Below are 11,642 nucleotides of genomic sequence, written 5' to 3' on the forward strand. Positions count from 1 at the left end.
CGCATGCCGAGGAGGACGGTGCGCCGCCCGAGCGCGGCGCGGCCGTGACGCTCGCCTGGGAGGCCGCCGCGGTGGTCGCGCTGCCGGCGTGAGGCGCGCGCTGCTGCTCGCGCCCGCCTGGGCCTGGCTGCTGCTGTTCGTGGCGGCGCCGGCGGGCATCGTTCTCGCCATCGCGCTGGCCGAGGCCGATCCCGGCCTGCCGCCCTTCCGCCTGGCGCTGTCGGGCGCGGGCTTCGCGACGCTGCTGGAGGATTCCTACTATCTCGACGCGCTGCTGCGCGCGCTGCGCGTCGCGGCCATGACCGCGCTGCTGTCCCTGTCGCTGGCCTATCCCATGGCGATGGGCATCGCGCGCGCGGCGCCGCGGCGGCGCATGCTGCTGCTGGCCGCGCTGATGCTGCCCTTCTGGACGGGCTTCCTGCTGCGCGTCGGCGCCTGGATCGGCCTGCTGCGCGACGAGGGCTGGATCAATGGCCTGCTGCGGGGCGCCGGGCTGATCGAGGCGCCGCTGCCGCTGCTCTACACCGAGGGCGCGATGCTGGCGGGGATGGTGCATGCCTACCTGCCCTTCGCGGTGCTGCCGCTGTTTGCCGCGCTGCTGCGGCTCGACCCGACGCTGGCGGAGGCGGCGGCGGATCTGGGCGCGCGGCCGCCCACCGTCTTCCTGACCGTGACGCTGCCCGCCACCGCACCGGCGGCGGTCGCGGCCTTCCTGCTGGTGTTCATCCCGGCGGCCGGCGAATACGTCATCCCGGAACTGATGGGCCCGCCGGAGGCGCAGCTGGTCGGGCGCGTGCTCTGGCAGGAATTCTTCCAGAACCGCGACTGGCCGGTCGCGGCGGCGCTGGCGGTCGTGCTGCTGGTCCTGCTGCTCGCCCCGATCCGGTTGTTCCAGCGGCTGGAGGCGCAGCCATGAGGACCGGGCGCTTCGTGCGCTTCGCCCTGCTGGCGGGCTTCGCCTTCCTGTGGCTGCCGATCCTGCTGCTGGTGGCCTATGCCTTCAGCGCCGACCGCATCCCGTTCCAATGGGGCGGCTTCTCGCTGCGCTGGTTCGCCGCGCTGGCCGCGAATGAACGCCTGGTGGAGGCCGCGCTGCTGTCGCTGCGCGTCGCGGCCGGCGCCGCCACGCTGGCGGTGCTGCTGGGGGGCGCCGCCGGCTGGGTGCTGGTGCGCTTCGGCCCGTTCCGTGGGCGCGCGGCCTTCGGCGCGCTGATCGGCGCGCCGTTGGTGCTGCCCGAGGTGGTGACGGGCCTGTCGCTGCTGCTGCTGTTCGTGGCGCTGGAAGGGCTGACCGGCTGGCCGGCGGGGCGCGGCGCGACCACGGTGCTGCTGGCGCATGCCACGCTCGGCGCCGCCTTCGTGGCCGTGGTGGTGCAGGCGCGCCTGGCCGGGAGCGACCGCAGCCTGGAGGAGGCGGCGATGGACCTCGGTGCCACGCCGCTGGTGGCCTTCCGCACCGTGACGCTGCCCCTGGTGGCCCCCGCGCTGGCCGCCGGCTGGCTGCTCGCCTTCACGCTGTCGCTGGACGATGTGGTGATTGCCTCCTTCGTGTCGGGGCCCGCGGGGACCACCCTGCCGATGGCGCTGTTCTCGATGCTGCGGCTGGGCCTGACGCCGGAGGTAAATGCGTTGGGGGCGGTGGTGGTGCTGGGGGTGGCAGCGATCTTCGGGTTGGCGACGCTGCTGCTGCGGCCGCGCGGGGATGGCGGCCCCGGCTGAGCGCGCGTGCCGGAAACGGACACGGAATGCGCGCGCCGCGGCGCGGCTAGGCTGGCGCCGGGCGGGGTAGCCGCCGCACGATACAACTCCTGGCTTTCCTGGGCGCGGCGGACCACCATGCTCCGACCGGGCGCTTCCCTGGAGGGTACCCCTTGCGCATTCCCGTTCTTCCCAGCCTTGCCGTCGCCATCCTGGCCGTGGCCGGCTGTGCCGCCGACCTGCCGCAGACGCCGCCGCCGGCCGATGCGCTGCCCTCGCCCTCGCTCTACACGCTCTCGCCGGGCACGCCGGTGGACGGCACGGCGCGTATCACGCTCTCGCGCGGGCGCGGTACGGCGACGGGCGTGCTTGAGACCGACGGCCAGCGCTTCCGCTTCACCATGGCGGGGCTCGCCACCACCGGTGCGATGCCGGCGCGCATGACCGTCACGGCGCAAGTCTATGGCCTCCAGCGCAGCAGCGACTTCGCCGGGACCTATCGCGATGTCGGCGGCGCGGCATCCGACCTCGATGCCGGGCTGCGCCTGGGCAACAACAACCTGGTGCTGATGGTGGTGCGCGCCCCGGGGCAGGACGTCGCGCTCGGCGTGCCGCCCGGCGGGGCGGTCGTCACGCTGCAGCGCTGATGCCCGCGACGCCTTGTGCATTGAAGTCCGCCCGCCTCTGCGCGACGATTAGGTCGTTCCAGAGGAAACCGGACAGATGACGGCGCGCGCCCTGGCAGCCTTCCTGTCCGTCTTCGGCCTCCTGCTCGGCGGCTGCACCAGCCTGCAGGTGCGGATGAACGACCCGCTGCCGATGACCGCAACCGGTGCGCCGGACTTCGCGGCCAATTACGGCGTGGGCGACTTCGCGCAGGCCATGCTCGACGGCACCGCCGACTGGCCTGCGGCACGCAGCGACCTGCTGGTGTTCGTGGCCTTCTCGGGCGGGGGCAAGCGCTCGGCCGCCTTCGCCCACGGCGCGCTGCGCGGGCTGCGCGCCATCCCGGTGCGCCCTGCGGGCAGCGCCGGCTGGCGGATGCTGGACGACGTGGACTACATCTCGGGCGTCTCGGGCGGCAGCTTTCCGGCGGCGCATTACGGGCTGAACCGCGAGCGGCACTTCGAGACCTTCGGCGAGGAATTCCTCAAGCGCGACATCAACGCCTACATCTACGGCATCTACCTGTTTCCCTGGAACTGGGACTGGCTGGCGAACCCGCTGGTCGGCACCAACGACTACATGGCGCAGGTCTACGACCGGCTGATGTTCCGCGGCGCCACCTTCGCCGACCTGCGCCGCCGCGGACCGCCGGTCATCTCGGTGAACGCGACCGACATCACCAACGAGGTCTCCTTCCCCTTCCTCGGCGGCACCTTCGGCGCGCTGTGCTCGAACCTCGACAGCTTCCCGATCGCGCGCGCGGTGGCGGCGAGCAACGGTTTCCCCATCCTGTTCAGCCCGATCACGATCGAGAGCCATGCTGCGCGCTGCGCGGGGCGCCGCCCGCCGGGGCTGCCGCCGGCCTCAGCGGCCGCGCCGGCCAGCCTGACTTCGCGGCGCGCCGAACTCGCGCGGCTGATCAACGTCTACCAGGACCCGCAGCAGACGCGCTTCGTCCACCTGATGGATGGCGGCATCGCCGACAACCTTGCGCTGCGCGGGCTGCTCAATGTGTTCATCGGGCTCGGCTCGGGCGATGCGCTGTATCGCGAGACGGCGCGCCGCACGCGCCGCATCCTGGTGCTGAGCGTAGATGGCGAATCGGCGCCCGACCGCAGCCTGGGCCGCCAGCGCGTGGTCAGCGGCATCGGCCAGATCTTCGGCGCGGTCAGCGGCACGCAGATCGACGCCTACAACTTCGAGACGCTCGCGGTCACCACCGAGCAGGTCGGGCACCTGGTTCAGGAGTTCCGCCGCATCCGCTGCGCCGAGGGGCGCGTGGTGAATGGCCGGCCTTGCGCGGATGTCGAGGGGCAGGTGGTGCATGTCGCGCTCTCGGCGATCGACGACCCCACCTGGCGGGCGCGGCTGGAAACGATCCCGACGGGGCTCACCATCCCCGATGCCGATGTCGATGCGCTGGTGCAATACGGCGAGCAGCTGGTGCGTGAGCACCCGGCGATCCGCGCGGTGGCCGCGGCGGCGGGCGAGAACCCGCTGCCGGGGCCGGCCGGCGCCAGACGCTGAATTTCGCCGCGAGATAGACGCCGCTTGCGGTCATGTCCCGCACCAGCGCGTTCCCGCCCTGGTCGAAGGACATGCAGCGGCAGCCGAGTGGCACCCCCCGCCCGACCGGACTGGTAGCCGATGCCCGCCGGAGAACTGCCGGGCGCAGGCGACACCGCTCGCGCTCGAGGTCTTAGGGCACCAAAAGGCCGGTTTCCGCGGCCCCGATGCGTCCGCTTACCCCCGCGACGCCGTCACGTCCTCGCCCGCGCGGCGACCGGACGGCGCGGATCCGCCCGTGTCTTTGCCTCGCGCCCCTGGCATGCTGGGCGGCATGCGAGTGTGCTTCGTTGCCCTTCTGCTTCTGGCCGGCTGTGCCGAACGCTGGGAACGCCCCGGCGCGACCGAGGCCGAGTCCGAGGCCGCGCAGGCGCAGTGCACCGCGCTCGCCACCCGGCAGGTGCCGCCTGCCATGGTCTGGACGCAGGTCGCCGCCGGCTACTGGGTGCCGCCCGAACGGCAGTGCCGCAGCCGGGGCGACGGCACGCAGGACTGCATCTACCGCCCGCAGCGCTACATCCCGCCGCGCTTTGACTGGGTGGATGTGAACGCCCAGCCGCGCCGCGCGGCCCGCAACGCCTGCCTGGTCGAGGGTGGGTGGACCTATGAGGGGTTGCGGCCATTGCGGCTGTACTGACAGGGCGGGTTGATGGCGGGGGGGCGCGGGATTAGGGTCCCGCCGCTTTCCCTGAAACGTCCCGGGCCCGCCATGAACCTGATCGCCGACCGCCTGAACCGCATCTCGCCCTCGCTCACCATCGCGATGACCGCCAAGGCGCGCGCGCTGAAGGCCGCGGGGAAGGACGTGATCGGCCTGTCCTCCGGCGAGCCCGACTTCGACACGCCGCGCAACGTGAAGGACGCCGCGATCGCTGCGATCGAGCGCGGCGAGACGAAGTACACCGATGTCTCGGGCACCGTCGCGCTGCGCCAGGCGATCTGCGACAAGTTCAAGCGCGACAGCGGCCTCGACTACAAGCCCGAGGAGATCCTGGTCGCCACCGGCGGCAAGCAGGTGATCTTCGACGCGCTGGTCGCCACCATCAACCCGGGCGACGAGGCGATCATCCCCGCCCCCTGCTGGGTGTCCTACCCGGACATCGTGCAGCTGGCCGAGGGCACGCCGGTGATCGTGCAGTGCGGCCAGAACTCCGGCTTCAAGATGACCGGCGAGCAGCTGGAAGCCGCGATCACGCCCAAGACCAAGTGGCTGATCCTGAACAACCCCTGCAACCCGACCGGGGCTGCCTACAACGCGGCGGAGCTGAAGCAGCTCACCGACGTGCTGATGCGCCACCCCGACGTTTGGGTCTTCACCGACGACATCTACGAGAAGCTTGCGTATGATGGCTTCAAGCCGGCCACCGTGCTCGAGGTCGAACCCCGCCTGCGCGACCGCACGGTCACCATGAACGGCTGCTCCAAGGCCTATGCGATGACCGGCTGGCGCATCGGCTTCGCCGGCGCGCCGGTGCACCTCATCAAGGCGATGGACAAGCTGCAGGGGCAGTCCACCTCGAACACCAGCAGCATCTCCCAGGCCGCCGCGATCGAGGCGCTGACCGGTCCGCAGGAGAGCATCGAGGCGATGCGCGTGGTCTATGAGCGCCGCCGCAACATGGTGGTGGACATGCTCAACCAGGCGCCGGGCATCCGCTGCCACAAGCCTGAGGGTGCCTTCTACGTGTTCCCCGACATGAACGGGTGCATCGGCAAGACCACGGCCGGCGGCAAGACCATCAACAGCGACGAGGACTTCACCATCGCGCTGCTGGAGGAGGCCGGGGTCGCCACCGTGCATGGCGCGGCGTTCCTGAGCCCCGGGCATTTCCGTATCTCCTACGCGACGTCGGACGAGGCGCTGCGCGAGGCCTGCACGCGCATCCAGAAGTTCTGCGCGTCGATGACGTGACGCTCGCGCTGCGCCCGGCCACCGAGGCGGATTTCGAGCCGCTGCTCGACCTCTCGGTGCGGGTGCTGCGGGCGGACCTGGAGCGGCTCGGCCGCTTCCTGCCGGAACGGCGCCGGGCGCGGATGCGCGCGGTGTTCGAGGCCGGCGAGTTGCGCGTGATCGAGCGGGACGGCGTGCGCCTGGGCTGTATCGGCATCGCGCCCGCCGCCGACCATATCGCCCTGCACTCCGCCTACATCGAGCCGGGGTTCCAGGGCTGCGGCGTCGGGGCAGGGGGCGTCGCGGCCGCGTTGGCCGGCCTGCCCGACCTGCCCATCCGCATCGAGGTGCTGCGCGACAGCCGCGCCCATCGCTTCTGGGAGCGGCTCGGCTTCATCCGGCTGGGGGAGGATGGCGTAGACTGGCTATACGAACGCCCGGCCCGCCTTGGCGCCGCCCCGCCCCCGGCCTAGTTTCGCGAACGCCATTCCCCAAGGGACACGGAACGACAATGCCAGCTCTCGCCGCGCGTATGAACGAGGTCTCCATCTCCGCCTCCGTCGTCATGACCATGAAGGCGCGCGAGCTCGCGGCGAAGGGGATCAAGGTGATCAGCCTCGGCACCGGGGAGCCCGACTTCCCTACGCCGCCGCACGCGATCGAGGCGGCGCACAAGGCAGCACTCGCCGGCGACACCAAGTACCCGCCGCAGGACGGCACGAAGGAACTCAAGGAAGCCGTGCAGCGCAAGTTCAGGCGCGACAACAAGCTCGACTACGCGCTCGACGAGATCATGGTCGCCAATGGCGGCAAGCAGTGCATCTACAACGCGCTGATGGCGACGGTGGACCCCGGCGACGAGGTGGTGATCCCCGCCCCCTACTGGATCTCCTACGCCGACATGGCGAAGGTCGCGGGCGGCGTGCCGGTGACGGTGAACTGCCCGCAGAACAACGGTTTCAAGCTGCGCCCCGAGGACCTGGAAGCGGCTATCACCCCCAAGACCAAGTGGGTGATGCTGAACTTCCCCAACAACCCGACGGGTGCGGCCTGCTCGCGTGAGGAAATGAAGGCCCTGGCCGAGGTGCTGAAGCGCCACCCGCATGTCTGGGTGATGACCGACGACATGTACGAGCACCTCGTCTACGACGGCTTCGAGTTCTGCACCATCGCCGAGGTAGCCCCCGAACTGAAGGACCGCACGCTGACGGTCAACGGCGCGTCCAAGACCTACGCCATGACCGGCTGGCGCGTGGGCTTCTGCGGCGGGCCGAAGGCGCTGATCAAGGCGATGGTCAACATGCAGGGCCAGGCGACCTCGGGCATCTCCACCATCGGCCAAGCCGCGGCCGCCGCGGCGCTGGACGGCCCGCAGGACCTCGTGGCCGAGCGTGCGGCCATCTACAAGCAGCGCCGCGACCTGGTGGTCGACATGCTGAACGCCGCGCCGGGCATCGCCTGCCACAAGCCCGAGGGCGCCTTCTATGTCTTCCCCAACATCGCAGGCTGCCTCGGCAAGACCACGAAGGGCGGGCGCAGGATCGAGACCGACACCGACTTCGCCCTCGCCCTGCTCGAGGAGAAGTACGTCGCCGCCGTGCAGGGCGCGGCCTACGGCATGTCGCCCTACCTGCGCATCTCCTACGCGACCGACACCGAGAGCCTGCGCGAGGCCTGCGCGCGCATCCAGGAGTTCTGCCGGGAGCTCTCGTGATCGCGCCGCGGGGCTGACACCGTGCCGCGTTCCGCCGACGCTGCCCTGCGGCTGCGCGCCGGCCGCGACGAGGACGCGGCCGGCTTCATCGCCCTGATCGGCGCCTGCTGGGCGGAATACCCCGGCTGCATCCTCGACCTCGATGGCGAGGTGCCGGAGCTGCGGGCGCTCGCGACCTATTTCCGCGGCCAGGGTGGGGCGCTCTGGACCGCGGAGCAGGACGGGCGCGTCATCGGCATGGTCGGCACGCGCCCGCTCAACGACGACGACGCGGCCTGGGAGATCTGCCGCATGTATGTCGATGCCGGCGCGCGCGGCATCGGCCTCGCCGCCGACCTGCTGCGCACCGCCGAGGACCATGCCCGCGCGGCCGGCGCGCAGCGCCTGGTGCTCTGGACCGATACCCGCTTCACCCGCGCGCATGGCTTCTACGAGAAGCAGGGCTATGTCCGGCAGGGCTCGATCCGGATCCTCGACGACATCTCGAACTCGCTCGAATTCCGCTACGCCAAGCCGGCGACGGGGCTGGTGGTGGAGGCCCTCGATGCCGCCGCCGCGGCGAGCGCGGAGCGGCGGCTCGCGGACCTGCTGGTGGCCTGCGTGGCGGAGGATGCCTCGCTCGAATTCCTCCCGCCGCTGCCGCGCGATCGCGCCATCGCCTTCTGGAAGCAGACCTCGGCGGCGGTGGCCGCGGGCAGCCGCGTGCTGCTGGTCGCCTGGCGGGACGGCGTGATGGCGGGGACGGTGACGCTCGACCTCGCCACGGCGCAGAACCAACCGCATGTCGCGGCGATCCAGAAGCTGCTGGTGGATCCCGCCGTGCGGCGCGCCGGCACCGGGCGGGCGCTGATGCGCCGTGCGGAACAGGCGGCGCGCGGGCATGGGCGCACAATCCTCAGCCTCGACACCCGCGCGGGCAGTGCGGCGGAGGCGCTGTACCGCGCGGAATCCTGGCAGGAGCTCGGCCGCATTCCGGGCTTCGAGGTGGATGCGCAGCGCCATCCCTGCGACACCGTCTTTTTCTGGAAGCCGCTCTGACGGAGGCCGCGCTTATGGTCAGCCCCGCCTGGTGCCGCATGATGGCGGCCTACAACGCCGAGATGAACCGCCGCCTCTATGCCGCCGCCGATACGCTGGATGATGCCGCGCGCCGCGCCGATGGCGGCGCCTTCTGGGGGTCGATCCATGGCACGCTGTCGCACCTGCTCTGGGGCGACACGATCTGGATGAGCCGCTTCGACGGCTGGGACCCGCCATCCGCCGGCATGAAGGACAGCCCGCGCCTGGTCGAGGACTGGGCCGCGCTGAAGGCCGCCCGGGAAGCGGCCGATGCGCGCATCATCGACTGGACGGCGGGGCTCGACGACCAGCGGCTTGCAGGGACGCTCACCTGGTTTTCCGGCGCCGCGGGGCGCGCGCTTACGCGGCCCCTCTGGGTGCTGGTCGCGCATTTCTTCAACCACCAGACGCATCACCGCGGACAGGCGCATGCGCTGATCACGCGCGCCGGCGCGGCCACCGGCGACACCGACCTGCCATGGGTCGTGGACCTCGCCGGGCTCGGGATCGCCTGACCGGTCAGGCGCGCAGGAAGCCCTCGAGGCGGTCCAGCACCTCCTCGGGCGCTTCCTCCGCGAGGTAGTGGCCCGACGCCAAGGCCGCGCCGTCGAGTGGGCCGCTCGCGTAGCGCCGCCACACCTCCATCGCGTCGTACCATTTCGGGATGCTGCCCTTCGCGCCCCAAAGCGCGAGCATCGGGCAGGCGACCTTCTGTCCCGCATCGCGCGAGGCGCGGTCGTGCGCGAGGTCGATCGTCGTCGCCGCGCGATAGTCCTCGCAGATCGCCTCGATCGTGCCGGGTTCGTGCAGCGCCGCCAGGTAGTCGGCGCGCGCCTCGGGATGGAAGAAATCCTTGGGCTTCGGCTCGCGCGAGGTGTGGAAGTCGAACCAGGTCTCGATGTCGTTGCGGATCATCGCCTCGGGCCCCGGATGCCGCTGCGCCAAGAAGAACCAGTGCCAGTAGCCCATGCCGAAGGCCATGTCCGCGCGCTCGAAATGTTCGATCGTCGGGATAATGTCCATGGTGCAGAGCCGCTCGACCGCCTCCGGATGGTCCAGCACCAGGCGATGCGCCACGCGCGCGCCGCGGTCATGCGCCACCAGCTGGAAGCGCTCGTGCCCCAGGGCGCGCATCAGCGCCAGCATGTCGGCGGCCATGGCGCGTTTCGAATAGGGCGCGTGGTCCTCGCTGACCGGCGGCTTGTCCGACAGGCCATAGCCGGTGAGGTCGGGGCAGACCACGCTGAAGCGCCGCGCCAGAACGGGCGCGACCCTGTGCCACATGGCGTGCGTCTGCGGGTTGCCGTGCAGCAGCAGCAAGGGCGGGCCCTCGCCGTGGCGGCGCAGGCGGAAGCGCTTGCCGTTCGCTTCTCGGAATTCGAGCGTGAAGCCATCGAAGAACATAGCGCCTCGCCCTCCCGGGCGGGAGGATGGCGGCTCAGTCAGGCCGGGACCAGCCCGTGGCGCAGCATGACCGCCTTCATCTGCGCAGCATCGGGCGGGCCGGGGCGGCTGACGATCTCGGCCATCTCCTCGAAGTAGCGGCGGCCGATGGTGCCGGGGGCGATGACGATCATCGCGCGGGCCGTGCCCTCGTGCAGGTTCGCGTGGTGGTGGACCCTGCCGCGTGGGACGAAGACCACGTCGCCCTGGCGGACCTGGTGCGCCACGCCGTCGAGCGTCGTCGTCATGGTGCCCTCGAGGCCGTAGACGATCTCGTCGCAGGCCTCGTGGAAATGCGGCACCGGGACGCGCGCCTTCTCGGGCACCACGAACTCGAACATCACGACGTCGCCGGCGCCGTCCGTCTCGTCGACGTGGAAATGCAGCTCCAGGGTGCCGATGCGCACGGTGCGGGGGCGAGGGAGGGCTTCCATGGCTGGTCTCCTCAACGTAAAGTCATTTTACAATTAGAGTTCGTAAAGAGACTTTACGTTCATGTCAACAACGATGTCGCCCGGGACGACGGATGGGCCGCCCTATGTCGGCGCCCTGCTGCGGATGTGCCTCCAGCGCGTGCGCGGCCGCATGCAGGCCGCGGCGCGGGCGGCCGGGTTTACCGATCTTCAGGACTCGCATTGGGCGATGATCACCTATCCGGTGGCCGCGGGCGTGCGGCCGTCGGAACTTGCGCGGCGGGCCGGCATGTCGCGCCAGGCGGCGAACCATCTGATCGCGCAGCTCGAAAGCCTCGGCTATTTCGAGCGGCGCAGCCCCGAGGGCACGGCGCGGCGACTCGTCTTCCTCACCCCGCGCGGCGAAGCCCTGGCGGCCACGATCCATGCCTGCCTGCGCGAGGTCCATGCGGAATGGGCGCAGGAGGTCGGGGCGCAACGCTTCGCCACCCTGCTCGAGGTGCTGCGCATCCTCTCTCGCCCCGAGGATCCCGCCCGCCCGGCCCGTTGACCGGCCTTTCCTGACGGGCCAGCGTGCCGCCCCCACCAATTCCCCGAGGGAGGGATTCCAGATGTCCGATGATGCCGCCCTGTTCGACAAGGGCCTGCCCATCCGCCGTGCCGTGCTGGGCGCCGACTACGTGGATTCGTCCATGGCCAAGGCCGACGACTTCATGATGTCGTTCCAGCGCGCCACCACCGCCTGGGCCTGGGGCTGGGCCTGGGGCGACCCCACGCTCGATCGCAAGACGCGCTCGCTGCTCAACCTCGCGATGCTGACCGCGCTGGGGAAGATCCCGGAGGTGAAGCTGCATGTGAAGGGCGCGCTCAACAACGGCATCACGGTGGACGAGATCAAGGCGACGCTGCTGCACGCCACCGCCTATTGCGGCATCCCCGCCGGGCTCGACGCCTTCAAGGCGGCGCATGAGGTGCTGATCGCCGAGGGTGCGATCCCGGGGAAGAAGTGACCCCGATGGCCGCCATCAAGCGCATCGCCTTCGCCGGTATCGGCAACATGGGCTGGCCGATGGCGGCCAACCTGGTGAAGGCCGGCTTCGAGGTCGCGGTCTGCGACGTGGCCCCCGGCCGCGCCGCGGCCTTCGCGGCCGAGACCGGCGCGCGCGCCGCCGCCGGCCCGACGGAGGCCGCC

Annotated in this window: 15 protein-coding genes; 13 read left to right on the plus strand and 2 right to left on the minus strand. The window is 71.0% G+C overall.

The annotated features are described in order from the left end of the window. Positions 1-88: 88 nt before the first annotated feature. The 10 genes from HW578_RS15850 (at position 89) to HW578_RS15895 (ending at position 9,109) form a co-directional block, all read left to right on the plus strand. A complete protein-coding gene (locus HW578_RS15850; protein ID WP_198371524.1) occupies positions 89-916 on the plus strand; it encodes an ABC transporter permease in 828 nt (275 codons plus the stop codon). Next, a complete protein-coding gene (locus HW578_RS15855; RefSeq protein ID WP_198371525.1) occupies positions 913-1,719 on the plus strand; it encodes an ABC transporter permease subunit in 807 nt (268 codons plus the stop codon). The genes HW578_RS15850 and HW578_RS15855 overlap by 4 nt, the downstream gene beginning before the upstream one ends. Before the next feature lie 152 nt (positions 1,720-1,871). Beyond that, entirely contained in the window at positions 1,872-2,345 is a 474-nt protein-coding gene (locus tag HW578_RS15860; protein WP_198371526.1) for a hypothetical protein, read from the plus strand. A gap of 76 nt (positions 2,346-2,421) precedes the next feature. Further along, positions 2,422-3,891 (plus strand): patatin-like phospholipase family protein, encoded by a 1,470-nt coding sequence (locus tag HW578_RS15865; protein WP_198371527.1) that lies wholly within the window; start codon positions 2,422-2,424, stop codon positions 3,889-3,891. Between the two features lie 277 nt (positions 3,892-4,168). Then, complete coding sequence (locus tag HW578_RS15870) at positions 4,169-4,567, plus strand: hypothetical protein (RefSeq protein ID WP_198371528.1); 399 nt, start codon at positions 4,169-4,171, stop codon at positions 4,565-4,567. Between the two features lie 72 nt (positions 4,568-4,639). Continuing rightward, complete coding sequence (locus HW578_RS15875) at positions 4,640-5,842, plus strand: pyridoxal phosphate-dependent aminotransferase (protein ID WP_198371529.1); 1,203 nt, start codon at positions 4,640-4,642, stop codon at positions 5,840-5,842. After that, positions 5,839-6,294, plus strand: coding sequence for a GNAT family N-acetyltransferase (locus HW578_RS15880; RefSeq protein WP_198371530.1), 456 nt, complete (start codon positions 5,839-5,841; stop codon positions 6,292-6,294). Before HW578_RS15875 ends, HW578_RS15880 begins: the two co-directional genes overlap by 4 nt. Positions 6,295-6,332: 38 nt before the next feature. Continuing rightward, on the plus strand, positions 6,333-7,535 hold the full coding sequence (locus HW578_RS15885) for a pyridoxal phosphate-dependent aminotransferase (protein WP_198371531.1): 1,203 nt from the start codon (positions 6,333-6,335) through the stop codon (positions 7,533-7,535). A 21-nt stretch (positions 7,536-7,556) separates the two neighbouring features. Further along, positions 7,557-8,573 carry a GNAT family N-acetyltransferase gene (locus HW578_RS15890; RefSeq protein ID WP_198371532.1) on the plus strand — a complete coding sequence of 339 codons (1,017 nt, stop codon included), beginning with the start codon at positions 7,557-7,559 and terminating at the stop codon, positions 8,571-8,573. A 14-nt stretch (positions 8,574-8,587) separates the two neighbouring features. After that, positions 8,588-9,109, plus strand: coding sequence for a DinB family protein (locus HW578_RS15895; RefSeq protein ID WP_198371533.1), 522 nt, complete (start codon positions 8,588-8,590; stop codon positions 9,107-9,109). A gap of 4 nt (positions 9,110-9,113) precedes the next feature. On the opposite strand, the gene HW578_RS15900 is transcribed toward HW578_RS15895, so the two are convergent. Both HW578_RS15900 and HW578_RS15905 read right to left on the minus strand, forming a co-directional pair. Continuing rightward, the gene (locus HW578_RS15900) at positions 9,114-9,998 is read right to left on the minus strand and encodes an alpha/beta fold hydrolase (RefSeq protein ID WP_198371534.1); all 885 of its coding nucleotides are present in this window, start codon (positions 9,996-9,998) and stop codon (positions 9,114-9,116) included. A 38-nt stretch (positions 9,999-10,036) separates the two neighbouring features. Next, positions 10,037-10,471 (minus strand): cupin domain-containing protein, encoded by a 435-nt coding sequence (locus HW578_RS15905; protein ID WP_198371535.1) that lies wholly within the window; start codon positions 10,469-10,471, stop codon positions 10,037-10,039. Positions 10,472-10,532: 61 nt separating this feature from the next. On the opposite strand from HW578_RS15905, the gene HW578_RS15910 reads away from it, so the two are divergent. The 3 genes from HW578_RS15910 to HW578_RS15920 all read left to right on the plus strand — a co-directional run. Continuing rightward, positions 10,533-11,000, plus strand: coding sequence for a MarR family winged helix-turn-helix transcriptional regulator (locus HW578_RS15910; protein WP_198371536.1), 468 nt, complete (start codon positions 10,533-10,535; stop codon positions 10,998-11,000). A gap of 61 nt (positions 11,001-11,061) precedes the next feature. Next, positions 11,062-11,460 carry a carboxymuconolactone decarboxylase family protein gene (locus HW578_RS15915; RefSeq protein WP_198371537.1) on the plus strand — a complete coding sequence of 133 codons (399 nt, stop codon included), beginning with the start codon at positions 11,062-11,064 and terminating at the stop codon, positions 11,458-11,460. 5 nt (positions 11,461-11,465) lie between these two features. Beyond that, on the plus strand, positions 11,466-11,642 hold a 177-nt coding region (locus HW578_RS15920; RefSeq protein ID WP_198371538.1), incomplete at its 3' end, for an NAD(P)-binding domain-containing protein.

This window comes from Roseomonas rosulenta (assembly GCF_016106005.1).
In the GTDB taxonomy this organism is placed as follows: Bacteria; Pseudomonadota; Alphaproteobacteria; order Acetobacterales; family Acetobacteraceae; genus Neoroseomonas; species Neoroseomonas rosulenta.